Origin of the sequence: Sphingomonas sp. QA11 (genome assembly GCF_028473665.1) — a bacterium.
Lineage (GTDB): Bacteria > Pseudomonadota > Alphaproteobacteria > Sphingomonadales > Sphingomonadaceae > Sphingomonas > Sphingomonas phytovorans.
Genome location: NZ_CP098774.1, coordinates 4,456,312 through 4,480,327, shown reverse-complemented (window position 1 = coordinate 4,480,327; position 24,016 = coordinate 4,456,312). Strand labels below are relative to the sequence as shown.

The window sequence follows — 24,016 nt, the reverse complement described above, 5'->3', positions numbered from 1 at the left end:
GCCGCTCGACAGGGCGGGGATCGGCGCCCGGCCGAGCGGGAGAACGGCCGGACTGGCGGGTGAAGGCGGCAGGTGCGCTAGAAGGAGGCACGCAGGGTGCCCTGGAACGTCCGGCCGTCATAATCGATGCGACGTGGGAGCATCGGATCGGACTCATATTCGGATCGTGTCGCGTTGGTCAGGTTGAAGGCATCGAACGAGAGCGAGATGTTCTTCGTGATGTTGACCGATGCCGAGGCGTCGAGCTGGCTGCGCGCCTTGACCGTTCGGGCATCGCCGACAAAGCTGTTGCCCGCCGCCAGATCATATTTGCCGCGCCAATTATAGACGAGGCGAAGGCCGAACAGCTTGCTTTCGTAATAGCCGATCAGGTTCACATTGTCCTTCGACACACTTGGCAGCGTGATCGGGTTGCCGGCCAGATCCTTCCCGGAGATGGTGGTGTAGGTATAGTTGGCCGCGCCGCCGAAATTCTTGAGGAAACCGGGCAGGAAATCCAGATTCTGCTGGACGGCGAATTCGACGCCGCGGACCCGGAGCGGCTGCTGGTTGGTGACGCCGCTGATCAGCACCCGGGCATTGACCGGGGTTCCCGCGGCCCCGTTGAACGTGTTCGAACTGATGCAGTTCGGGCCGACCACGGTCAGGGTGCCGAGGCCGTAGTCGGAGCCGTTGATTCGGCCGTTGGCGGGACACAGGATGTTCTGGTCGGTGATCGGGCCGATATAGCCTTTCACATTCTTCTGATAGACGGCAATCGCGAACAGGCCGCCCGGACGATTGTACCATTCCATCGAGATGTCGAACGAATCGGCGGTATAGGGTTTGATGTTGGTGGCGCCGATCGTCACCGTGTAAATCGGGTCGACCGGGGGCGTCAGCGCTTCGGGCAGAAGTACCGAGGTGATCGGCACGGTGTCGCGCGGCTGCGGACGAACATAGGTCTTGTAATAGGCGCCGCGCAGCAACAACTTGCTGCTCAGGTCGGCGGCGAACATGAATGACGGCAGCAGATAGCTGTAGTCGTTCTTGTAGGTCCGCTCAGCCACGCGGTGATTGATCGGCCCGGTCACCACCGACAGGGCGCTCGAGCAGTTCTGGCAGTCGAGCGCGACGATCTTGTTGTCGATATGCTCGTAGCGCAGGCCGGCATTGCCGCGGACGCGGATGCCAAGGATGTCGCCATCGAATTTCGCCATGCCATAGGCTGAGAAGATGTTGTTGCGATTGGTGAAATTATTGTTCCAATAGTTCGGGTCCCAATAGTTGTTGACCAGGCCATAGGGCGTCAGGAAGACGCCCGAGCCTGGTGCGATGACGAACTGGCCGGGCAGGCCGTTGGGATTGGCCGTGGTGCGTGGCTGGGTATTGACCGGGGTGATCGCACCCAGAACCTGGCCGACATCGAGGGAGCGCCAGGCGCTGGTATAGCCTCCGGCGGTGCCGCCGAAGAAATCGGACAGATAGGGATTCACCAGCGACATGCCGGGCGTGACGTTCCCGGTATTGGCGCCGAACGACGTATTGCGCGAGCCGCTCGAGGTATATTTGTTGTTCTCGTACCGCAGGCCGGCCTGGAGTCCTGACAGGAACGAGCCCTCGAAAGTCCGCTCGATATCGAACTGCGCTGCGTTGAGGTCGTTCAGGCCAAGCCCGTTGGTGCCCGTGACGCCGAAACGGTCGCCCTGGATGTTGGCTGCCTGGCCGGGCATCGGCGCGCCTGCCTGGCTCGCCTGGTTGGCGGCGGACGGCAGTGTATAGCCTCCGACCGGGATGTGGGATGCGTTGGGCGTTTTAAGCCCGATGTTAAAATTGGATAGGTCCCTGCCGCCGGTATAGACGCTTGCGGTGATGCCGTTGAGACCCGCCGGACCCAGATTGCGATACGGATTCTCGATGATGTCGAGTTCGATCTGGTTCGCCAGCACCTCAGCCCGGGAGATCGTGCCCTGGAGTTCGATCCGCCACTGGTCGCCCTTGAATTCGGCGGTCGGGGTGATCGCCCAGGTCTTCTGCTTGGCCGGCTCCGACCGGATCGAGTCATAGGTTTGCAGATTCTCGGCGGAGAACTGATTGATATAGGCGCGTGGACCGTTCGAGGTGTTGACCACATAGGGCGTGCCGAGGCTGGTGAAATGCGCCACCGCCGACGTCGCGCTCAACGCGCTATTGGTATTATTGCCCGCCGATGTGTCGACATAGAGGAGCTGGTTGGTCCCCTCCGACAGGTTTCGCTCGGTATAGAAGCCGGTCACGCCGACCTTGAATTTGTCGGATGCCTGCCATTCGAAGCCACCGGTGCCCGTCAGCAGATGGCCTTTGTTGAACCTGACGAACTGACGCATCTGGCTGGGATAATAGACCCCGCCCGGATACTGGGCCATCAGTGCGTCATAGGTCGGGTTGAGTCCGGGGGTGCGCTGGTTGCCGACTTGGATCGACCCAAGGCGATTGGCCCAGGTGTTGACCGAGATGGAATCGCGGCGGAACTTCTCGACCTTGTAGGCCAGCACGCCGAAGACAGCGAAATTGTCAGTGATATGGGCATTGTAGCCGCCCGAGAATTGCGGGCTGCCGAGTCCGCCCAGGTCGTTATATTCGTAGGACGCCTTGATGAAACCACCCGCCTTGCGTGACAGGGCGGAGGCGATCCGAAGATCGATATTGCCCGATAGCCCGCCGGCCAGGTCGGACGCGTCGGGCGATTTGATCACCGTGATCGCTGAGAAGATGTCGGAATTGAAGGCGCCGAGCGGGGTCGACGCGGTGTTCGTCGCGCTCGACAGGATCGGATCGGCGAACCCGACGCCGTTCAAGGTGGTCCGGGCGAAGGTTCCGGGCAGGCCGCGCAGGCTGATCGTCGCGTTGCGCGAGTCGGCTTCGCGGTTGATCTGCACGCCGGGCAGGCGCTGAATCGCCTCGCCGACATTCAGGTCGGGAAACCGGCCAAGGCCGTCCGAGGAGATCGAATCGGTGATCTGGGCCGAATCGCGCTTGGTCCTGAGCGCGTCGGCATAGGACTGGCGGAAGCCGGTAACGACGATATCGCCTTGCGGTCTATCGGTGTCATCGGATGCCTCCGGCGCGTTCGCCGGGGCCGGAGCAGGCGCTTCCTGCGCCCGGGCCGAAAGCGTAACAAGAAGAGCGCAAACAGCCGCGCCGGTGCGCAGTCCAACTTTCTTCATGGCATCCCCCATCTGCTGCCCGGTTGCTTGGATCGACTCTCGCGAGTGCATTGCTACCGGTGTCAGAGCTTAGTCATCGCCGAAAAAAAGCGCGTGTCAACCGGAATCGTAAAATTTGTATGACAAGTCTGAAAACTTGTATGACAAATTAACTTGCGCGCCGGGAACTGCCCCCTCCGGTGTCTGGTTCGAAGATGAACGGCGTGCATCGACGGCTGGCGGGAATGGGTCGCCGAGGCCCCGGGCGAACGCGCGCGACCTGTTACGGGTGTTCCTGCTTCGCCACGAGGTGCACCCGGCGGTGTCGCTCCAGGCTCTTCTTCATATGGCGCCGCGCGGCCAGTCGCGCCCGGCCGGCGTCCTGCGCGGTGATGGCAAGCAGGATTGCCTCATGATCGCGGTAGATTTCCCGGGCATAGGCACGGTGCTCGGTATCGGCGCGATCCCTCAGGAAAAGCCGGCGGGGCGGCACGAGGCGAATGCCGAGAAAATCCATGAAGCGGAGATAATATTCGTTGCAGGAGGCTGTGGCGATCGCGCGATGGAACGCCATGTCGGCGGCGACCGCCTCGTCGATATCGCTGCTGGCCCGCATCCGCTCGAGCCATTGGCGCATCTCGGCCAGGTCGTCGTCGGTTCGACGGCTGGCGGCGAGGCCAGCAATCTCGGTTTCGAGCGCCATGCGCATTTCGAGCAGCTTCAGGACATCGTCCATGCCGCCCATTTCTTCCGGCGTGACCTGGAATGCCTGATACCGCGCGCTTTCGGCGACATAGGCGCCGGAACCGCGCCTGGATTCAAGCAATCCCCGCGCGGCGAGCCGGGCAAAGGCCTCGCGCACGACCGTGCGGCTGACGCCGAAACTGTCAGTAATCGCCTTTTCGGTGGGGAAGCGCGAGCCGGGTGGCATGTCACCGGCGTCGATGCGACGTTCGAATTGTTTTACCAGGTCGTCGGCAAGCGATGCGGCTTTGGTGGTCATGCCATGTCTCTAGCAGAGGGCGGGGTACAGATCATCCGCCACAGTATCGGTTCCCGATATCGGAGTAACATGCGAGCCGGGGCCAAGATACGAAAGGGGACAGCGCGGCCAGAGATTATCGATGCGCTGTGTCAAAATCCGGCTTCTGTTCGGCGACATAGCGATCCCATTCGGCCTGGTTGTGGAAATCCAGTCCCTTGTCCCATGCCGCACCCATATAATAGACGAAGGGCATGCCCGGCTGGACACGCACCAGCACCAGGTAATTGTCATAATCCTCTGTCATGCCGACCAGTGTCTTTGGATCGACCATGAGCGCGACCGCCATCGTGCCGTCGGCCGGGTCGGACGGCCCCCACCAGGAAACCCGGCCGGTCGTCTTATCGGCGGTGAACGTACCGAGCTTCGTCTCGCTGGTGGGGCGCTTGCTGATCCCGATGCCGACGATGAGGGAGCCCGGCCGGTCCGAGTTGAGGGTCGACACCATACGCGTGAAGTTGGTGCCCGCTGGCAGGGTAAAGCTGCGGGTCTCCCATACCTTGCGCGCTACATCGACCGGCCAGGGATCATATTGGATCTCGAACGATGCGACGTCCGGTTCGTTCTTCAGGATCCGGGACCGGGCGTAATTGCGCGACACCCACAATTTGTTATCGAACCAGATGCCCAGTCCGCCGGCGCCGCGCCCGCCGCGGACATTGTAGAAGTCGAGGCCTTCGCCCTGATAGTCATGCTGGCGGGTGGTGCGGAGCTGCCGGTCCATGAAGGGCCATCGCACATTCTTCGCCCAGACATCGATGCCCGATCCCGATGGCGGTTCGACCGCTTCGAGCGCCCGCCCGTAGAGGCGGTGGGCGATGCGGTCATTCTCCCAGAGGATGTCGTCATAGCGATAGGGGGCCGGCGTGACCGCGGCGCGGCGCTCGCGATCCGTCGCGGAAGGCGGTGGCAGCACTGACGTGGCCGTAAGCGGATGCGGGCTCTTCGGGTTGTCCTGCGCCGCCAGTGTGCCTGTCGCGGTCAGCGCCAGAAGCGCCGCCATGGTCGATATGGTCCTCATCACGCCCTCCTGCGATTGTCTTTCGATTGCTTCCCGCGCCGCTATTGCAGCTGGCAGATATCGAGGACGTTCATGTCGGTATAATCCTGGTTTTCGCCGGCCATGGCCCAGATGAAGGCATAGGCTTTGGTGCCTGATCCCATATGGATCGACCATGGCGGGCTGATCACCGATTGTTCGTTGGCGACGACGATGTGGCGCATGGCGTCGCCTTCGCCCATGAAGTGCATGACGCGGTCATTGGGGCCGTCGAGGTCGAAGTAGAAATAGATCTCGCTGCGGCGTTCGTGGACATGGGGCGGCATGGTGTTCCACACGCTGCCCGGCTTGAGCACGGTGAGGCCCATGACGAGCTGGGCCGAGTCGCACACGCCGGGGATAACGAGCTGGAAGATGGTGCGCTCGTTGGATTCCTCGAGGCTGCCGCGTTCAAGCGCATTGGCATCGGCGATCGAGAGCTTGCGTGTGGTGAAGCCCTTATGCGCCGGGCAGGAGGCGAGGTAGAAGCGCGCACCCGTGCCGGAGAAGGTAACGTCCTTCGCCCCCATGGTGACATAGAGGCAGTCCTTGTTGCCGAGCGCGAAGCTCTCACCGTCGACCACCACCACGCCGTCCGCCCTGCCGACATTGACGATCGCCAGCTCGCGCCGCTCAAGGAACGGATGTCCCATGGCGGAAGCCGGCTCGGTCTGGTCGGGCAGCCTCACAGGCGCATCGGCCACCTCGACCCCGCCGATCACGAACCGGTCGGCATGGGTGTAGTTCAGCACGCATTCCCCTGCCCGGAACAACCCCTCGATCAGATACCGGTCCCGCAACTCGTCGTTCGACACGCACTCCATCATGTCAGGATGCGTCGCGTAATAGGTCCGGTCGAACATGCTGTTTCCTCGTGGTGAAAGGGGTGTGGTCGCGGCAGGCAAGGGGTCGGCGTTCGTGGCGATTCCTCACCAGTTGGTCATGGTGCCGTCTTCGAGACGGTTCACCGGGAGATAGGCGCGGCTATATTCGTATTTCGCGGCGAGGATCTCATCGAGCTCAACGCCGAGGCCGGGCTTGTCGCCCGGGTGCATCAGGCCGTTGTCGAAGCTACAGGCGTGCGGGAACACCGCATCGGTCTCGTCGGTGTGGCGCATATATTCCTGAACCCCGAAGTTCGGCACCGACAGGTCGAAATGAAGCGCCGCCGCCATGCACACCGGCGACAGGTCGGTCGCGCCATGGCAGCCGGTGCGGACATTGTGCAGGTCCGCGAAGCTTGCGATCCGGCGCAGATGGGTGATGCCCCCGGCATGGACCACGGTCGCCCGGATATAGTCGATCAGCTGCTCCTCGATCAGCTGCTTGCAGTCCCAGATCGAGTTGAAGATCTCGCCCACGGCCAGCGGCGTGGTGGTGTGCTGGCGGATCAGGCGGAAGTTCGCCTGGTTCTCCGCCGGCGTCGCATCCTCGAGCCAGAAGGGCCGGTATTGCTCGAGGTCCTTGCCCAGCCGACCAGCCTCGATCGGGGTCAGCCGGTGGTGGATGTCGTGCAGCAGGTGAACGTCCCAGCCAAGCGCCTCGCGCGCCTTCTCGAACAGCGGCGGCACCGAACGCAGATACTTCTCGCTCGACCAGGCATTCTCGGTCGGCAGATCGGCATCGGCCGGCTCGTAGAAATAGCGATCCTTCGACACCCCATAGGTCGAGGCAAGGCCCGGCACGCCGGACTGGAGCCTGATCGCCTTGTAGCCGAGCGACTGGTAATGAAGCGCGTTGTCGATCGTCTCCTCGATCGTCGCGCCATTGGCATGGCCGTACACCATCACGCCTTCACGGCTCGCCCCGCCGAGAAGCTGATAGACCGGCAGCCCCGCGATCTTGCCCTTGATGTCCCACAGCGCCGTATCCACCGCGGCAATCGCCGACATCGTCACCGGACCCCGCCGCCAATACGCCCCCTTGTACAGGAACTGCCACACATCCTCGATCCGGTGCGCATCCCGCCCGATCAGGCACGGCACCACATGATCCTCCAGATAGCTCGCAACGCTCAGCTCCCGACCGTTCAGCGTCGCGTCGCCAAGGCCGTACACCCCCTCTTCTGTCTCGATCTTCAGCGTCACGAAATTACGCCCGGGGCAACTCACGATAACACGCGCATCTGTGATCTTCGGCATCAGGTTCCTCTCGCTCCCACGATACTTGTCATACAACTTCATTGACAGGGCTGCAAAAAAAGGAAAGATGATTCTGTTACCGGTGTCAGAAAACCGGGGCGGGAAAAGGGGAAGCAAGGATGCTGGTTCGGACTAAACGGCGAAAACGGCCGGATGCCGCGCCCTGCGGGCGGGAGACCGGCGCGCCATCACCCTTGCTAGCCCCCCACCGCCCTTCAGGTCACCAATGATCCGGGTATCTGGGAGAAAACCATGGTCGTGATCCTTCCCGTTGCGGCAAGCGCTGTCGTGCTCGCCGCGCCAGCCGCCATCGACGTTGCCATGCCGCGTCACGCCGATATCCTGGCCGCGACACGCCGGGTCGCCGACTGGCAGCTCGCGCACCGTGACAGTTTCGACCGGATGCCCTCGGCCAGCCAGAGCACGCACGATCCGCGCGGCTGGCAGCAGGCGACCTTCTGGGTGGGGCTGACCGAGCTTGCCGACCGGACCCGCGATCCGCGCTACGCCGCCGCGATCATGGAGATCGGGAAGAATGCCGGCTGGCGCCTGGGAGACCGGCCGTTCCATGCCGATGACCAGCTCATCGCCCAGGCGTGGTTATGGGCATCGCGGCACGGCGCGGGGCAGGCGGCGGTCAAGCCGATGATCGGCTATTTCGATCATATTCTGGCCAATCGCCCAACAAACGACCTGCGTTTCACGCCCCCGCTTGCGCCCGGCGACCCGACCTGCACAACCCGGTGGTGCTGGTGCGATGCCCTGTTCATGGCCCCGCCAAGCCTGTTGGCGATCTCCCGGTCGACGGGTGACAAACGCTACGCCGCATTCGCACATGAGGAATATGGCGCCACCAGGGACTATCTCTACGACCCCGCGGATCACCTGTTCTTCCGCGACAGCCGCTTCTTCGAGCAGCGCGATGCGGCGGGCCGCAAGCTGTTCTGGAGCCGGGGCAATGGGTGGGTGATGGGCGGCCTCGCGCGGATCATCCCGCAGCTCGACCGGGCCGATCCGATGCGCGCTTACTATGTCCGGCTGTTCCGCGAGATGGCGGCGCGGGCCGTGGCGATCCAGAAGCCGGACGGCTATTGGGCGCCGTCGCTGCTCGATGACGGCCCGAAGACCCAGCCCGAATCGAGCGGCACCGCCTTTTTCGTCTATGCTCTTGCCTGGGGCATTGAGGCGGGTCTGCTCGACGCAGCCACCTATCGTCCCGCTGTCATCCGCGGCTGGGCGGCGCTGCAACGCGCGGTCCAGCCCGACGGCATGCTCGGCTGGGTTCAGCAGGTCAGCGACCGGCCCGATTCGGTTGCCCAAGGCGAGACCCAATTCTATGGCGCGGGCGCCTTCCTGCTGGCGGGAAGTGCGATGTACGATCTGGCGCGGCACAAGGTACGCCGGTGAAAACCAGTCTGGCCGTGTTGCTCGCGGTACCGCTCCTCGTCGCATCGGGTGAGCCCGCCGTGCGCAATCGCTGGGCCGACCAGCCGCGCGGGCCGATCTATGCGGTCGCGCCGCCGATGCATCAGACCGTGAAGCAGCGGTTGATGCCCCAGCTGGAAGGGTTGCTGGGGCAGTTGCTGCGCGAGCGCCGCGATATGACCCTGGGTGGCGTGCGGGTTTTCGAAAGCGGCGACAAGTTCCTGCCCGGCAAGATCGCCGCCGCGATGACCTATCATGTGCTTGATCTGCCGCGCGGCGATCCGCGCCTCGACCAGCGGCTTGTCGACTACGCCGATATCGCTGACCTCACCGTCGGTGACCCGAACGACAGCTGGGGCATCTATTATTATATCTCGGCGCTCCACCATCTGAAGGACGCGGGGGTGCTTGATCGCGCTGTGCGCCCGGCGACTCTGGCACGGCTGCGGACAGATCTCGACTGGCGGCGCTTCGTCCGGCCGGACCTCACGCTCATCAATCTGCCCAACAATTATTACGGCGTCGCTTTCAGCATCGCCCGGCTCCGTTTCCTGATGGGCTGGGAGGATGCAGGCGCGAGCGAGGCATTGCTCGCGAAGATGCTCGATCATTACCGTCGCTATTCCGGTCATTATGGTTTTGCCGACGAGACCGAAGGGGAGGGGCGATTCGACCGCTACAGCGTGCTCCTGATCGGCGAGATCGCCCAACGCCTCGTCGAGGCCGGGATGGAGCCGACGCCCGAGGTGAAGACATGGCTGCGGCGCTCGGTCGACCTGATGCTGCCGCGCTTCAACCTGCGCGGCGAAGGCTTCGAATATGGCCGGAGCATCGGTGCCTATGGCGAGACGGCCTTTCTTGAGGTGCTGACGGCCGCCGCCCGGTTCAAGCTGCTGGGCCCGGTCGAGCAGCGCATGGCCTATGCGTTCTCGTCGCGGATCGCGGCGCGGTATATGGATTTCTGGGTTGATCCGGCAACCGGCTCGGTCGACATGTGGGGCCAGGGCCGGCGAACCGACACTTATCGCGGCAAGCACCGGATCTTCGGCGAGAATCTGAGCCTTGCCCGGCAATATATCTATACCGATGCGATCTGGAACGATCTCGGCTATCGCGACACGGCGCCCTCGTCCGACTATGCGCGCTGGCTCGGTGGCCTGCCCGCGTCGACGACCACCTGGTTCGCGCGCGGGGATTACGACCGCGCGCTCGTCACGGTCCGCGACCGCGGGCACGTGATCGGCCTGCCGATCATCAACGGTGCTGCCGGACAGCACATGAACAACGCTTATTACCCGGTCCCCTTCTCGCCCGGCATGCTGCAGGGCTCGGCCGATGCGCGCTATCCCAACCTCGTGCCGCGCATCACCCTGACGGACGGCAGTGTCCTGATGCCGCTGGCCTGGTTCAGGCATGTCACGGTGACACGGCTCGGTGCGGTAACCGAGGTGCGGTGGCGCCAGGATGCGCTCGACCTGATCGGGGCGAGCGACGCACGCCGCGACGATCGGCTCGCGATCGAGACGCGCTATGTCTTCGCGCCGGGCAGGATCACCCGCAATGATGTCGTGACCGGCGGGAACAGGGCACGGATCGCGCGGATCGACATGGAATTCGCGACATTCTCGGACGGCGCGACGCCTTCAGGCCTGACGGCGATCAGCTTCAATCGGGGAGAGGTTCGCAGCTTCAACGTCAGCGGTGTCGGCGAGTGCACGGGCATTCCTGCTCCAGGCCAGGCGTATCAGGCCCCGACCGGCGCCTTCCGTACTGTCATACGGTGCGCGAGAACGGCGGTCCCGCGGGCGGGCCCCATCCGGCTCGGCTGGTCGTTGTCATACAACTATTGACAAGCTGCCAGGCGAAGATGAGAACATCCTTGCCAGTCATGACACCGGTAGCAGCCGATCGAATCTAGATCGTGCCTTGCGACCAACGGGAGAGGAAGATGAAGGACCGGGCCGATCGCAGCATCGCGGCTGTCCTGCTTGTTTGTTTCGGTCTAACCGCTGCGGGGCCAGCCTTGGCAACGGCGGATTCTTCACTGCGCCCACCAGCGACGCCATCACGGTGCGCCGCGGAGGAAGGATATGCACCGGCGTTCGACGGTCGCCGGACCTTCTATCTCAAGCCGGATCAGCTCAACAGGATCAAGGCCGTCCGCGACAGCGACCCTGCGGTGGCGCGGGCCTATGCCGTCCTCATTGAGCGCGCCGAGGCGGCGCTCCGGCACAAGCCGGGATCAGTCATGGATAAGACGACCCTTCCCCTGTCCGGCGACCGCCACGACTATCTCAGCATCGCGCCCTATTGGTGGCCAGATCCGGCCAGCGCCTCGGGTCCCTATGTGCGCCGCGATGGCGAGGTGAATCCGCAGCGCGACACCGCATCCTATGACCGCACGGCGATCGGCAGGATGAGTGCCGATGCCGAAACCCTGTCGCTGGCGTATTTCTACGGCGGCGAGCGCAAATATGCCGACAAGACCGCGCAGATCGTCCGCACCTGGTTCCTTGATCCCGCCACCGCGATGAACCCCAATGCAACCTTCGCCCAGGCCGTGCCGGGCCGCGAAAATGGCCGCGCCGAGGGAGTGCTGGACACCAACGCCTTCCAGTCGGTGATTGACGCGGTGGGCCTGATCGGCCCGTCCGGTGCGCTCGGCGATGCCGAGGTGAAAGCGCTCGAAATCTGGTTCGGCCGCTATGTCGACTGGATGCTTGGCAGCCCGACGGGGCGCGAGGAGCAGGCGGCGAAGAACAATCACGGCATATGGTTCGACGCACAATTGACGCAATATGCCCTGTTCGCCCGCCGCCCGGCCGTTGCCCGTAAGGCGATCGTTGAATTCCCCGGCCGCCGGATCGCCACGCAGTTCGATCCCTCGGGGTCTCTTCCCGCCGAGCTGACGCGAACCCGCAGCTTCCACTATTCTATCTACGCGCTCGAACCGGCGTACGACGTCGCTGAAATGGCCGGCTGTCTCGGGCTGGACCTCTGGAACTATGCCGACGACAAGGGGCGGGGCCTGCGCAAGGCGACCGACTTCCTGGCTGCCTATCGCGGCCGTCAGGCTGACTGGCCGCACCAGGAACTGAAATGGCCGGCGGCGGAACTGGATGATCTGCTGACACGGGCCGATTGGGCATGGGGACCCGGCAGATATCCTCGATCCGACACGGGCAGGTTGGCGTTGCGATACGCCGCCACATCCCGCCTGACGCCCTGATCGGCGCGGTACGCCATCGAGCGTATGACCGGCAGCGGGCCGGGGAGCGAAGAGCTCCTATCCGAGGGACAGGCAATGAGGGGAAATGCGCGATGAGCGGCGGCGACATGGCGGTCGAGAACGCGACCGGGCGGATCGGGCGTTATCGCTGGCTGATCTGCGGGCTGCTGTTCGCGGCAACCGCGATCAACTATGTCGACCGGCAGATGATCGGTGTGCTGAAGCCGACCATTTCGGCCGAGCTCGGCTGGACCGAAACGACCTATGCCGACATTATCTTCTGGTTCCAGGCCGCTTACGCGATCGGGTATCTCAGCTTCGGCTGGGTCATTGACCGGCTCGGCGCGCGCATCGGCTATTCGATCGCTTTCGCGATCTGGACGCTCGGCCATACCCTGTGTGGATTCGCTGGTAACGCCTTCCAGTTCTCCGCCGCGCGCTTCCTTCTCGGCATTGGCGAATCAGGTAATTTCCCGGCCGGCATCAAGGTGGTGTCGGAATGGTTTCCGGCGCGGGAGCGTGCCTTCGCGACCGGGGTCTTCAATGCCGGTGCCAATATCGGCGCCGTCGTGACCCCGCTGATCGTCCCGATCATCACGATCGCGTTTGGCTGGCGCATGGCGTTCGTCATCACCGGCTTCGCGAGCCTGGTCTGGCTGGCCGCCTGGATTGCGATCTACCGGCGTCCGCGCGAGCAGCCGCGCGTTTCCACTGCGGAACTTGCCTATATCGAAAGCGACCCGGCCGACCCCGTCGAGCGTATCAGATGGGGCCGCCTGCTCCGCTATCGGGAGACATGGGCCTTTGCGATCGGCAAGTTCCTGACTGATCCGATCTGGTGGCTCTTCCTGTTCTGGACGCCGGATTTTCTCGCCAAGACCTATCATCTCGACCTGAAGACGTTCGGCCCGCCGTTGGTCGTCATCTATCTCATCTCGGATTTCGGCAGCGTCGCCGGCGGATGGACGTCGTCGAAGCTGATGAAGCGCGGGCTGACGGCGAACCGGGCGCGCAAGCTGACCATGCTTGGCTGTGCCCTCCTGGTGACGCCGATCTTCTTCGCTCAATATGTCACCAGCCTGTGGGCCGCGGTGGCGATCCTGGGCATTGCGACTGCGGCGCATCAGGCCTGGTCGGCCAATCTCTACACTATCCCGTCTGACATGTTCCCGCGCGCCGCCGTCGGCTCCGTGGTCGGGATTGGCGGCACCGCCGGCGCCATCGGCGGGATGATGATGGCCAAGTTCGTCGGCTATATTCTCGACGCGACGGGCAGCTACACGCTGATCTTCGCGGTGGCGGGAAGCGTTTATGTCGTCGCGCTCGCCTGCGTCCATCTCCTCGCCCCGAGGCTCGATCGGGTCCGGGTCGAATAGCGCGCAACCAAAAGGGGGATCGAAAGTCAGGCGCCGATTCGGCCGTTCGAGAGGGCAAGGACAAGACCGCCGCGTTTATTCCGGCCTGACCCCTGGGCGAGTCATCTCGACCTTTCCACTGGAGGGAAGGCCGAGCTGATTCCATGAAGGCCTTACTTGCCGAACGCGCTTGAGACCTGGCGAGTGAGCGTGGCCCAGGACATGTCGAGCGCCTGCAGATGGCGCCTGCCCTCGGGGCGGCCGTTACCCGACTGAGCACGCTGCGCATGCGCCGCGCACTCTGGTATCGCCTTTTCGCCTCGACCTTCCGCAAAACGGACAACGCTTCGGTGGGCGTAATCGTGTTGATCGGATGAGAGCCTATCAAAGGACAGGCCATGCCAAGCAGCCAGCGAATCTTGTCCTATGTGATCTCGGCGCGACCTTCCCGCTCGCACTTCACGATCCGCTCGAGCGCCACTTCCTTGAAAGAGATGGCGACAGCGAGCCGCGCGGTGACCTTGGCGCGCGTCTTCTCGATCGCCGGGTCCAGCCGGCGGCGATGGCCTTTCTCGTCTCGCGACATTTCTCGCGAGCGTTGGCAAGCGACGTGGTCGGCCAGGGTCCGAGGTGGAGCGTCTTATGGCGGCCGCCATAGCCATAGCGGAAGCGCCAGAGCTTCGAGCCACTGGGCTGGATGACGAGTACGAGGCCCTACGAGTACGAGGTCTTGTCCATCAGCGAGTCTGTCTGGCTACGCCTGCGGCCTGTCTGAGGTGATATGGAGTTGTGGCAGCATCATCGTGATCCCGGTTTTCTCCGGGTCCGCCCGGCACACACAAAGTGAGCCTCTTTTGCTGGAATCAGCTGGATCAACCCGGACGGTTGCGAGCGATGGTTGATGAAATTTTGCTTTGGGACCAGCCTCTTGCTGGACACCTCTGGACGAATCCAGAGGTAGAAAATGGTGCCAGAAGAGAACCCAACAAATATCGACATCAATTTGAGAAGATTTCTCTAATCAAAATCGATGCTAATTTTGTACCCGCAAAATACACCCTTTCTAGCATAGGTGGATGCGGTTTGAGTTCTCGGTTACCAGCCTTCCTCTTATCTTCGCCGACAACTGATCTATACTATTCTGCCGTAGACATGTCCATACGGACGTGCGCGGGTACATCAATTTGATTGGATCGAACGGCCGTCGCCAAGCGGATGGTTCAACGCGCTCCGCAACCAATCAGGATTGACCGGTCATTCGATGAAGGTCAGCGCATAGGCGCGTTCGACCTCAGCCACTTCATCCTCATTCAATGCCGCGAACTCACGGGTCAGGGCTCGTTGCGATAGCCGCCCGTCATTCTGCGCCAGAAACCCGCGCAACAGCTCGACCTGGGAAGCCGGCATGTCGACGATCTGCTGGATGCGTTCGCTGAACGCCTCGAACGCCTCGAGGAAGCGGACTTCCGCCGGCATGTCCTGCTCGATGACCTGTTCGACACAGGCATACAGGAACTCGGCATGCGTCGTTGCGTCGAAATAGCGATAGAAGTCCGCCGTATCGTTCAGCACCTCGACATTGCCGTCGGGCGTCGGACGCCATTCGATCAGCGGCAGCAGCGGCGCCGAATAGGATTCGAGCACATGACGATACTCCTCGATCCTGCGGTAGATCGCCACGCTCACCGGAAAGATCAGTCCGGGCGGGTTGAAGCGCGCCAGCGCCAGCGCATGATGAAAGAGCCAGCGATGGAGCCGTCCATTCCCGTCGACATAGGGATGGATGTAGACGAAGCCGAAGGCCAGGCAGGCCGCTGCCGCGACCGGATCCATACCCCCGCTGATCGCGCGTTCCGAATAGTCGATCAGACCCTGGAGCAGCGATTGGAGGTCCTGCGCCCGCGCGCCGACGTGATCGGGCACCGGCATATTGGTGTCGCGGTCATGGACCCCAACGAAGCCGCCCTCTTCTCGCAGGCCCAGCCGCACGAAGCGGGCGTCGCCGATCACGACCTGCTGCAGCAGGTCGAGCTCGGCGAGACTGAGCGGGCACGTGCCCGCCTGCGCGATCGCCTGCCCCCAGCGCGTCGCGCGCGTGCCCGAGGGCCGCTCACCTTCGATTGCGAACGAGGACTTGGAATCGTTGAGCAAGAGGAACGCCGCGGCCCTCGCCAGCAGGTCCGGCCGAATCCGTCCAGCTGCCTCGCGTGCGCGCACGTCGAGAGCGCGATCACGATAGGCGTCGAGCGCGGGCGTGCGGCGGACCATCGGACAGAAGGCGGGCGTGCCCGGCAAGTTGTTGATCACCCGGTGGCGTGTCGAAGGCTCGCCTTCGGCGAGCCCGAGTTGTTGGCTGGGATTGACGACGGGCACCGCGCGCACTCTGCCGGCATCGGGCACGTCGAGACGGGTACCGGTCAGCCATTCGTAGAGAAACCAGATCCGGCGTGCATAGGCGCCGGTCGGGCTGGCTTCGACGATCGCGGCAATCTCACCGGGAACCACGACGCGAAAGAGCCGCGCCAGCACCACAAGGTCCAGTCCTTCGTAGCGAAGGGCAAAGGTCAGCTGGCCGGCAAGATCTCGGGCTGGAGCATGGCGGGGCGTGAGCATCAACCACCCGTCGGTCGAGCGGGGGTGATGGCGCTCTGCGATCGCCGCCAGGCGTCCGGATAGAGGCACTTCCAGGCTGTAGCGGTCGATCAGCGCCGCATAGCCCACGGGTGTCCCAGGTTCGGGAAGTGGGAGCGTGCGAAATTCCATCACAGGCTGTGAAAGCCACTCTTTCATTCTGAATTCCGCGAAAAATGTTCACCGGGCCATGGCCCGATTGCGCAAACGGTTCACGATGTGCGTAAAATTATCACAAAATGACTGATTTGCGAAATTGAATCGCGCGCGGAGTTGGGCCAAGTGCGAAGAGCTTCTGTGACTAGGCCGCCAGCACCGGGTGGGTGACGCCGCGGGGCGCCAGGCCTCGCCGCTGAAAATTATTTCAGCATCGACCCCGTAGTCGGTCCTGCGCCGCGTCAATCCCCCCAACGCCGGAGCAACGGCGATGGGAGGGAAGAATGACGATCTCGAAAAAGGCGCTATGCGGCGCTCTGCTTGGCGCCATGGCGACGCCTGCCGGCATGGTGATCCTGCCGGCCAGTGCGCAGGAGGCAGCCGTGACGTTCGAGCTGCCGGCACAGGACCTTGCCACGACGCTGCGCACGCTGGCGCGTCAAGCCGGCCGCGAAATCCTGTTCGCGGACGAGGATGTGCGCGGCCTGCGGGCGCCGGCCGTCCGGGGCAGCCTCACGGTCGAGCAGGCCGTGCGGCTCGCCATCGGTGGCAGCGACCTGATCATCGAGGAGCACGCCGGGGCGCTCGTCGTGCGGGTGCGTCCCCAAGCGGACGAAGCGGGCGCCACGGAGATCACGGTGACCGGCACGCGCATCCGCGGTGCGACGGGTCCCTCGCCGGTCATCGTGATGATGCGCCGGGGTCTAGAGGAGCAGGGCCTGCCGGACATGGCGAGCGTCTCGCGGATCATCCCGCAAAATTTTACCGGAGGGCAAAACCCCGGCGTCGTGGGGGGCGGTGAGCAGAGCGGATACAATAACGTCAACAACTCGACGACGCTCAACCTACGCGGGCTGGGCTCGGACGCGACGTTGACGCTCATCAATGGTCATCGCCTCCCCTACGACGCAGTCAACCAGGGCGTCGACATTTCGATCATCCCGCTGGCGGCGCTTGATCGCATCGAGGTGATCACCGACGGAGCTTCCGCACTCTACGGCTCTGACGCGGTGGGCGGTGTCGCCAACCTCATCCTGCGCCGCGATTATGATGGTCTCCAGGCCAATGCCCGGGTGGGCGCCTCGACCGAAGGCGGCAACGTCCAGCAGCAATATTCTGGCGTCGGCGGCAAGCGCTGGACTGGCGGAGGCTTCATGGCTGCGCTCGACTATAGCAAGGCGACGCCGATCTACGCCGACGACCGGCCCTATACGCGCCAGCTCAACGCCGCGCAGATGCTGACTACGGGAAGCCGTCAGGTCAGCGGCGTGCTGACCGGCCACCAGGATCTTGCCAGTTGGGCGTCGTTCGAGCTGGATGCCCAGCTTGCCGACCGCCGCGCGCGAAAGACGAATGCCTTCTCGTTGACCGCTCCGGTCACCTTCTACGGCCAGGATAGCCTGCCGGTCGTGCGCTCCTATGCGGTGACGCCGTCCCTTCATTTCCGGCCCGGGGGTGGTTGGGAAGCGACGCTGGAGATGACCGACGGGGAAAGCTCCACGGTCAGCAACGCGCGCCGCTACACCAACGGCAACCTCGTCGTCGGCCGCTCGGCCTATGACAATCACCTCACCAACTTCGAGGCGAGCGCCGAAGGCCCGCTCGCACATCTGCCCGGCGGCGATGTGCGCCTCGCACTCGGCGGCGGCTATCGCCGTTTCCAGCTCGATTTCGATGTCCGCACGACCAACCGGGGCGTCACGACCGTGACGCGCGATGCCGTCGAGCGTCGCCAAAGCCTGTTCGGCTATGGCGAGTTGTCGGTGCCTCTCGTGGGGGCCGCCAACCGGATGCCATTCATCGATGCGCTGCGCCTCAGCGCCGCGGTCCGCTACGAGAGTTACAAGGGCATCGACGCCGTCGCCACGCCGAAGCTGGGGCTCGTCTATGCACCACATCCGGACATCACGCTCAAATATAGCTGGGGACGCTCGTTCAAGATCCCGACATTGCAGCAGGTCAACCAGGTGCGCGAGATCGTGCTCTTCCCGGCCTATCTGTTCGCACCGCAGCCGACCCCGCCGCTCCCCGCCGGAGCAACTGTGTTGCTTATCGGCGGCGGCAATCCCGACCTTCATGCCGAGCGGGCGACCAGCTCGACCCTGTCGGTCGAGCTCAAGCCGCGCTTTCTCGACGGGCTGCGGATCGAGGCGAGCTGGTACGACATCGACTATCGCGATCGCATCGCGTCGCCAATCAGCGACCTGCTGTCCGCTCTGACCAACCCCGCGGCAGCGAACTTCGTCCAGTTCTCGCCGAGCGCCAGTCAATTGCAGGCGCTGATCGCGGAGGCGCCGCTGGGGCTCTCCAACCAGAGCGGCCAACCCTATGATCCTGCCCAGGTCGCGGCGGTCGTCGATTCGAGCCTGCACAATACGGCGCGCGAGCGCATCCGCGGCGTCGACCTTGCCGTCGAGTACGGCGTCCGAACCAGTGCGGACAGCCGGATCACTATCGCGGGGGCCGCGACCTATCTCGACGCCAAGCGCCGATCAGCGGCCAATCTGCCTTACGAAGGTCGATCGGGCCTGATTTTCACGCCGCCCAAGTTCCGTGCGCGTGGCTCCGCCAGCTGGGAGACCTCTGCCGTGCAGTTGTCGGTCTCACTCAACTATCTCGACGGCACAGTCGACAACCGGCTTCCCGCGACCAAACGGATCGGGGCTTTCACCACGCTCGACCTGAGTGGCTCCTACCGAACCGGTGAAGGACATGGCCTGCTCAGCAACCTCGAGCTGCGGCTCAGTCTCCAGAACCTGCTGAACGAGACGCCCGACGTCATCCGCATGTCGGATCCAACCTATGTTCCCTTCGATTCGACCAACCAGTCGGCGATCGGTCGCTTCGTCAGCTTCTCGGTGAGCAAGCAATGGTGAGCGCAAATGCCACAGCGGTCCTCGCCGGGATGATATTCCTCGCGACGCCTGAAATAGCGGCGGCTGCGCCGGCCTGTGCCGATGTGGTTCCTTCGGCCGCACCGGCTCCGCAGACCAAACGCAGGCTGGTCCCGGACGATCTCGTCCGGCTGCGCGACATCGGGCCGGTCGACCCGATGCAGCAATATGCCGGGCTATTCTCGGTGTCGCCCGACGGGTCGCACGCAGCCTTTCAGCTCCGACACGGCGATCCTGTCGCCAATGGCTATTGCCTGGCGATGGTGGTGGTGGACCTTCGGCCGAATGGAAAGGCGCTGGTGGTCGATCGCGGTGGGGACTTCATCCGCTTCCGCTTCGACTTTCGCGGCAAGGCGAGCTTCCCGAGCGGTGTCGCCGATACGATCACGCCGCGCTGGTCGCCCGACGGACGATGGATATTCTATCGCAGGCGGGACAAGGGCGCGGTGCAACTGTGGCGTGCCGGAGCGGATGGCAGCGGCAGCGAGGCGATCACCGACAGCGCCGAGGACATCGATGACTTCCGGATCACCGCCGATGGGCGGGGCGTCGTCTATGCGACCAAGCCTGGCATGCGCGAGGCCTTGGCTGTGATCGACAAGGAAGGCCTGTCGGGCTTCCACTATGACGACCGCTTCTCGCCTACCTCGAGCAATCGCCCGTTCGCGCCGGCGCCGCTACCGCGAAAAGCCTGGCTCCTCGACCTTACGAGCGGTCAAGCACGCGCGGCCGGGCCGGAGGAAGCCGCGCTGCTCGACACGACATCGGCGCGAGAGGGCGACTGGACCGAAGCGGCCGGTCCCGCAGGAGCGGTGGTCAGGCTCCGTGTCGCGGCCAAAACCCTCTATCCCGAGCGCGGCCAGCTCGTGCTCGATGCCGACAATCGTGCCGTATCCTGTGGCGCGCCCGAATGCGCCGATGCGAGCTACCCATGGTGGGCGGGCGACAGAGTGCGCTTCCTGCGCCACGAAGGCTGGAGAAACAGCGACACCGCTATCTACGAATGGAAGCCGGGTGCCGCCCGCCCGCGTCGGCTCTATCTGACGCGGGACCTGCTCCTGGGCTGCATACCTTCGGGAGGCTCGCTGCTTTGCCTGCGCGAAGGCGCGTTACAGCCGCGCCGCCTGGAGCGGCTGGATGTGGCGAGCGGCAGGCGCGACATTGTCTTCGACCCGAACCCGGAATTCGCCGGACTGACCTTGGGCAGCGTCGAGCGCCTGCGATCGCGCAACAGCTTCGGCCTGCCATCCTTTGCCGACCTCGTCCTCCCGGTCGGGTATCAGCCGGGCAGGCGCTACCCGCTGGTGGTGGTGCAATATGTCTCGCGCGGGTTCCTGCGCGGCGGGACCGGCGACGACTATCCGATCCAGGCATTCGCCAATCGCGGCTTTGCGGTCCTGAGCGTCGACAAGCCCGACGCGGTCGGTTCGAAGGCCGCACCCGACTATGTCGAGGGCGACCGGATCAACCTCAAGGACTTCGCCGACCGGCGGAGCGTGCTCGAGGCGGTCGAGGATCCCGTCCGCGTCGCGATCGCGCGTGGCATCGTCGACCCGACGCGTATCGGCATCACGGGCTTGAGCGATGGCTCATCCACGGTCCAGTTCGCGCTGCTGCATAGCAGGCTGTTTTCCGCCTTCGCGTCGAGCAGTTGCTGCTGGGACACCAGCATGCCGATCCGCGTCGGGCCAGGTGCGGCGAAGCTGTTCTACTACATGGGCTATCCAAGGATGACCGACGACAGCGAGGCGGCTCGGGCTTTCTGGCGCCAGATCGCCATCTCGCCCAATGTCGCGAGCATCCGCGCGCCGATCTTGGTGCAGGTGGCGGACGACGAATATTGGGGGGCGCTCCAGAGCTTCACGGCGCTTCGCGAGCACGACCGGCCGATCGACATGTTCGTCTTCCCGGACGAGCATCACGTCAAATGGCAGCCGGCGCACCGGCTGGCGACCTATACCCGCGCGATCGACTGGTTCGACTTCTGGTTGAACGGCATCGAGGCACCAGGCCGCCGCGAGGAGATCGCGCGCTGGCACGCGATGCGCCAGGCGCTGGCCGAGCCGCCGATGTCCGCTATTGCGGATCGCAGCGGACCCTGACTATCCCGGATCAATCTTCGCAGAGACCGCCGGGGACCATCATGCCGATTCGTTCTCGGCAAAGCCTATCGTCCATCCGCGCGTCGCGGTGGTGATTGCTCCGAGCTCGATCACCTTCCAATCTCGATAGTGCATGGTTCTTCTCCTGCGTGCGAGTTCAGGCCCGTCGATCCGGGCCGGGAGCACGCGTCCGCGGATTGGCAGGGTAGAGCGGGTGCCTAGGCACCCGCTCGCTTCAGCTCAGTCGTCGTGGAGGCCGGGGTGCCACATCAGGCCCGTCTCGCCGTCGGAGAACCCCATCGTCGATCCGCGGGTGTCGGTGCTGGCGATTCCGAGTTCGATCGCCTTCATGTCTTCGATACTCATTGCTCTTCTCCTGTGTTGTCGGTGGTACCAGTTGCGCCCGAGCCGATGGCGGGGTCGCCGCCGGACGGATGCGATGCTCTGGCGCCCAGCCAGGCCTCGACATTCGCCAGCTCGAGCAGGCGCACATTCTCCTCTCCCGTCGTCGGTCGTTCCGGCCGGAGAGTCTCCTCGATCGCGCCCGGATCGAGAATTCGGTGCGCGGCGAGTTGGCCGTCCAGCAGGCGCGCGCGCAGTGCCTCGCGCTTGCGCCGAACGATCTCGCCACAGAATGGGTCGGGTGTGCCCTTCACCCGGCGATCGACGATCGTGTCCGGAAGCCGGCCGGCGAAAGCGGTCCGGACCATGGCGCGATCGCGACCGCCTTCGCGCCATCGCCAACTCGGGATTGCGAGGCACGCTTCGAGGATCGGCTGCGAAAGGAGCGGATTGATCAGCGGCGCGAGGCGACTGCGGTCGGCCTCGAGCGTGAGCTGGGCGCGGACCAGTGCGGCGATATGCGCCGCTTTGCCGGGAAGCGCCCAGCGCGGCGCTTCCAGCCAGGGATGAGAGAAGGCCATCTCCCGCAGCGACGCGACAAGGTCCGGATGCAGAAAGAGCGGGTTCGCCTTCCAACCATAGTCTGGAGGTTGCCGTGCGATGCGCACCGCCGCACGTGTCACCCGCAGCGGCCCGGCCCCGGTCTGGTGGCAGATGTCACGTAGCGTCGCGAAGGCCCCGGCACCCGGTCCCTCGTGCAACGCCCGGTCGGCAAGCGCGGCAGCGGACTGCGAATAGCCGAAGACATTGTCGCCGCCATTGCCGGTAAAGAAGGCATCGGCGCCGACCCGCTCGGCCAGCGCTCGGTGCGCGGCTTCATAGGGCTGGGCCTCCATCCGCCCGGCGGGGCGCGGGAGGTGCGCACCCAGCGCGCGGCCGAGATCGACTGCTTCGAGGTCGTAGCGGCATTCGCTGAGCGGCAAGCCGACCGCGTCGCAGACGATCTGCGCGAAGCCGCGCTCGTCGCCCGCAAGATCGTCGGTGAACAAGGTCAGGCACGCCGCCTGGCTCTGCGACTGCGCAAGACAGGCGGCCACGATCGAGGAATCGAGGCCGCCGGAGAGACTGACCAGCGGGCGCCGGCAGCGCGAGGCCCAGGCTGCGACGCACTGCTCGATCGTGCGCCGCAGTTCCTCGGCCACCTCATTGCTGCCTGCGCCGGGATCCACAAAGTCCCAGGGCGACCAGCCGGCCAGGCCCCGTTCGGAGCGGCCCCGCAGTGCGACTGCTTCTCCGGCGCGCAGTTCGGTAATGCCGGAGAGCACGGTCTCGGTAGTGGGAAGGCCCGCGGCATAGAGGATCCGGCCCAGCGCATCCCATGCCACCCGCCTGTTCTCGGTGCCCGCCGCCTCTAGTAGCGCGATGTCCGACGCGAACAGTCGCATGCAGTCGGTCTCGGCACGGTAGCAGGGCAGCGCCGCCGACGGATCGCGGAGTATCTCGATGCTGTCGCCGCTGGAGCGCACGCTGATATAGCCGCCCCAATAGGACTGGAGGAGCGCCCGGCTATCCTCGCGCATCAGCGTGGCGCGCTCGGCGTCGCTGAAGGCCGTGATCGCGCGTGGCGGTCCATGCCGGTGGAAGAGCGTGCCGATCACCATGGCCCCGGCATCGATGTCGAGGCAGCTGCACGCCTCGTTCGTCAGCACCGCGAAAGCCGGCGTACACCGCGTCACCAGCAAACCCGTGCCGTCCGCGATGCGCTGCGCTTGTGCGGCGAGGTCAGGACGCTGCGCGACCAGGAGGAGATAGCGCGGCCTCACTGGACCACCAGGATCGGCGTGTAGAGCCGTACCTGTTCGAGGTCGCCGACAACGACCGCATCCCCCGACTGGACCCAGCTATGGGCCGCGAACGGGTTGAGGCGCACGCCGAAGATCAGCGCCACCTCCTGTCCATGCCTGCGGCACAGACGGCCAGCCGCGATGGCGCGCGGAAGGCACTGGTCGGCGGCGCGCAGGAGCATTCCGCTGGTTACGAACGCACCGGCGACCTTTCGCAGCACGGTTTCGTCCCGGACGTCGCCAGCACGGCCAGTGCGAAGTGCCATTCCGTTCGTCACGATGCTCGCCAGTGACCGGCGCTTCAGTCGGTGCCGGGCAAGCAGCTGGCCCGCAATCGCAGCGAGAACATCTCGAATGGATCGGGCGCGCATGCCGAGCGCAAGGTCGCGCATCGCCGCTGCATGGCGGGCAGCCATGGGCAGGCTTCCGGAACCGGACTCTGCGACACCGGCTGCGATCAGAGCGTCGCGCGCAGTCGCGTCGATCGCTTCCCCCGCAACCCAGCGCTGGAAGATGTCGTCCAGCGCCTCGGGCAGGCAGAAATAGCGATCGCGCGTCAGGTCGAGAAAGACCGCCTGGCGTGCGCAGATGCACCACGAAACGCCGGCGCGCAGGATAATCGACATGATGGAATCCACCAGCGAAATGGCGC

At 64.4% G+C, this 24,016-nt stretch carries 16 protein-coding genes and 2 pseudogenes; 6 read left to right on the top strand and 12 right to left on the bottom strand.

Annotated elements, in window-relative coordinates; all coding sequences use genetic code 11:
• Window positions 1-77: 77 nt before the first annotated feature.
• The 5 genes from NDN01_RS20550 to manD all read right to left on the bottom strand — a co-directional run bounded on the left by NDN01_RS20550 (window position 78) and on the right by manD (window position 7,386).
• Window positions 78-3,185 carry a TonB-dependent receptor gene (locus tag NDN01_RS20550; protein ID WP_272623702.1) on the bottom strand — a complete coding sequence of 1,036 codons (3,108 nt, stop codon included), beginning with the start codon at window positions 3,183-3,185 and terminating at the stop codon, window positions 78-80.
• Between the two features lie 262 nt (window positions 3,186-3,447).
• Entirely contained in the window at window positions 3,448-4,167 is a 720-nt protein-coding gene (locus tag NDN01_RS20545) for a FadR/GntR family transcriptional regulator (RefSeq protein WP_272623701.1), read from the bottom strand.
• A gap of 115 nt (window positions 4,168-4,282) precedes the next feature.
• Window positions 4,283-5,227: a DUF4861 family protein gene (locus tag NDN01_RS20540; RefSeq protein ID WP_272623700.1), complete on the bottom strand. Its 945-nt coding sequence runs from the start codon at window positions 5,225-5,227 to the stop codon at window positions 4,283-4,285.
• A 41-nt stretch (window positions 5,228-5,268) separates the two neighbouring features.
• Window positions 5,269-6,108 (bottom strand): 5-dehydro-4-deoxy-D-glucuronate isomerase, encoded by an 840-nt coding sequence (kduI, locus tag NDN01_RS20535; RefSeq protein WP_272623699.1) that lies wholly within the window; start codon window positions 6,106-6,108, stop codon window positions 5,269-5,271.
• A 66-nt stretch (window positions 6,109-6,174) separates the two neighbouring features.
• On the bottom strand, window positions 6,175-7,386 hold the full coding sequence (gene manD, locus NDN01_RS20530; RefSeq protein WP_272623698.1) for a D-mannonate dehydratase ManD: 1,212 nt from the start codon (window positions 7,384-7,386) through the stop codon (window positions 6,175-6,177).
• A gap of 252 nt (window positions 7,387-7,638) precedes the next feature.
• On the opposite strand from manD, the gene NDN01_RS20525 reads away from it, so the two are divergent.
• From NDN01_RS20525 to NDN01_RS20510, 4 genes are all read left to right on the top strand, one after another.
• Entirely contained in the window at window positions 7,639-8,793 is a 1,155-nt protein-coding gene (locus NDN01_RS20525) for a glycoside hydrolase family 88/105 protein (protein WP_272623697.1), read from the top strand.
• Complete coding sequence (locus tag NDN01_RS20520) at window positions 8,790-10,661, top strand: hypothetical protein (RefSeq protein ID WP_272623696.1); 1,872 nt, start codon at window positions 8,790-8,792, stop codon at window positions 10,659-10,661. The genes NDN01_RS20525 and NDN01_RS20520 overlap by 4 nt, the downstream gene beginning before the upstream one ends.
• Before the next feature lie 98 nt (window positions 10,662-10,759).
• Window positions 10,760-12,040: an alginate lyase family protein gene (locus NDN01_RS20515; protein ID WP_272623695.1), complete on the top strand. Its 1,281-nt coding sequence runs from the start codon at window positions 10,760-10,762 to the stop codon at window positions 12,038-12,040.
• Window positions 12,041-12,132: 92 nt separating this feature from the next.
• Window positions 12,133-13,416, top strand: coding sequence for an MFS transporter (locus tag NDN01_RS20510; RefSeq protein WP_272623694.1), 1,284 nt, complete (start codon window positions 12,133-12,135; stop codon window positions 13,414-13,416).
• Between the two features lie 286 nt (window positions 13,417-13,702).
• Here NDN01_RS20510 and NDN01_RS26035 read toward each other — a convergent pair.
• The 4 genes and pseudogenes from NDN01_RS26035 to NDN01_RS20495 form a co-directional block, all read right to left on the bottom strand.
• Window positions 13,703-13,795: pseudogene (locus NDN01_RS26035) on the bottom strand (hypothetical protein); the annotation flags it as partial.
• Between the two features lie 24 nt (window positions 13,796-13,819).
• Window positions 13,820-13,981, bottom strand: coding sequence for a hypothetical protein (locus NDN01_RS20505; protein ID WP_272623693.1), 162 nt, complete (start codon window positions 13,979-13,981; stop codon window positions 13,820-13,822).
• 20 nt (window positions 13,982-14,001) lie between these two features.
• Window positions 14,002-14,094, bottom strand: a pseudogene (locus NDN01_RS20500) (Arm DNA-binding domain-containing protein); the annotation flags it as partial.
• Window positions 14,095-14,649: 555 nt separating this feature from the next.
• Window positions 14,650-16,158, bottom strand: coding sequence for a Fic family protein (locus NDN01_RS20495; RefSeq protein WP_272623692.1), 1,509 nt, complete (start codon window positions 16,156-16,158; stop codon window positions 14,650-14,652).
• A 308-nt stretch (window positions 16,159-16,466) separates the two neighbouring features.
• On the opposite strand from NDN01_RS20495, the gene NDN01_RS20490 reads away from it, so the two are divergent.
• Entirely contained in the window at window positions 16,467-19,058 is a 2,592-nt protein-coding gene (locus NDN01_RS20490; protein ID WP_272623691.1) for a TonB-dependent receptor, read from the top strand.
• A complete protein-coding gene (locus NDN01_RS20485; protein ID WP_272623690.1) occupies window positions 19,052-21,178 on the top strand; it encodes an Atxe2 family lasso peptide isopeptidase in 2,127 nt (708 codons plus the stop codon). The genes NDN01_RS20490 and NDN01_RS20485 overlap by 7 nt, the downstream gene beginning before the upstream one ends.
• A 240-nt stretch (window positions 21,179-21,418) precedes the next feature.
• On the opposite strand, the gene NDN01_RS20480 is transcribed toward NDN01_RS20485, so the two are convergent.
• Genes NDN01_RS20480 through NDN01_RS20470 form a run of 3 tightly spaced genes read right to left on the bottom strand, consistent with a single transcriptional unit; the run spans window position 21,419 to window position 23,990 of the window.
• Complete coding sequence (locus NDN01_RS20480; RefSeq protein ID WP_272623689.1) at window positions 21,419-21,544, bottom strand: hypothetical protein; 126 nt, start codon at window positions 21,542-21,544, stop codon at window positions 21,419-21,421.
• Window positions 21,541-23,343: an asparagine synthase-related protein gene (locus NDN01_RS20475; RefSeq protein ID WP_272623688.1), complete on the bottom strand. Its 1,803-nt coding sequence runs from the start codon at window positions 23,341-23,343 to the stop codon at window positions 21,541-21,543. The genes NDN01_RS20480 and NDN01_RS20475 overlap by 4 nt, the downstream gene beginning before the upstream one ends.
• Window positions 23,340-23,990 (bottom strand): lasso peptide biosynthesis B2 protein, encoded by a 651-nt coding sequence (locus NDN01_RS20470; RefSeq protein ID WP_272623687.1) that lies wholly within the window; start codon window positions 23,988-23,990, stop codon window positions 23,340-23,342. Before NDN01_RS20470 ends, NDN01_RS20475 begins: the two co-directional genes overlap by 4 nt.
• Window positions 23,991-24,016: the final 26 nt, after the last annotated feature.

Excerpts from the sequence above, each read along its gene's own strand:
- NDN01_RS20550 (WP_272623702.1), bottom strand. The coding sequence starts at position 3,185 with ATGAAGAAAGTTGGACTGCGCACCGGCGCGGCTGTTTGCGCTCTTCTT.
- NDN01_RS20505 (WP_272623693.1), bottom strand. The coding sequence starts at position 13,981 with ATGTCGCGAGACGAGAAAGGCCATCGCCGCCGGCTGGACCCGGCGATC.
- NDN01_RS20545 (WP_272623701.1), bottom strand. The coding sequence starts at position 4,167 with ATGACCACCAAAGCCGCATCGCTTGCCGACGACCTGGTAAAACAATTC.
- NDN01_RS20540 (WP_272623700.1), bottom strand. The coding sequence starts at position 5,227 with ATGAGGACCATATCGACCATGGCGGCGCTTCTGGCGCTGACCGCGACA.
- NDN01_RS20490 (WP_272623691.1), top strand. The coding sequence starts at position 16,467 with ATGACGATCTCGAAAAAGGCGCTATGCGGCGCTCTGCTTGGCGCCATG.
- NDN01_RS20480 (WP_272623689.1), bottom strand. The coding sequence starts at position 21,544 with ATGAGTATCGAAGACATGAAGGCGATCGAACTCGGAATCGCCAGCACC.
- NDN01_RS20470 (WP_272623687.1), bottom strand. The coding sequence starts at position 23,990 with ATGTCGATTATCCTGCGCGCCGGCGTTTCGTGGTGCATCTGCGCACGC.
- NDN01_RS20510 (WP_272623694.1), top strand. The coding sequence starts at position 12,133 with ATGAGCGGCGGCGACATGGCGGTCGAGAACGCGACCGGGCGGATCGGG.
- NDN01_RS20495 (WP_272623692.1), bottom strand. The coding sequence starts at position 16,158 with ATGGAATTTCGCACGCTCCCACTTCCCGAACCTGGGACACCCGTGGGC.
- manD (WP_272623698.1), bottom strand. The coding sequence starts at position 7,386 with ATGCCGAAGATCACAGATGCGCGTGTTATCGTGAGTTGCCCCGGGCGT.
- NDN01_RS20515 (WP_272623695.1), top strand. The coding sequence starts at position 10,760 with ATGAAGGACCGGGCCGATCGCAGCATCGCGGCTGTCCTGCTTGTTTGT.
- NDN01_RS20525 (WP_272623697.1), top strand. The coding sequence starts at position 7,639 with ATGGTCGTGATCCTTCCCGTTGCGGCAAGCGCTGTCGTGCTCGCCGCG.
- kduI (WP_272623699.1), bottom strand. The coding sequence starts at position 6,108 with ATGTTCGACCGGACCTATTACGCGACGCATCCTGACATGATGGAGTGC.
- NDN01_RS20485 (WP_272623690.1), top strand. The coding sequence starts at position 19,052 with ATGGTGAGCGCAAATGCCACAGCGGTCCTCGCCGGGATGATATTCCTC.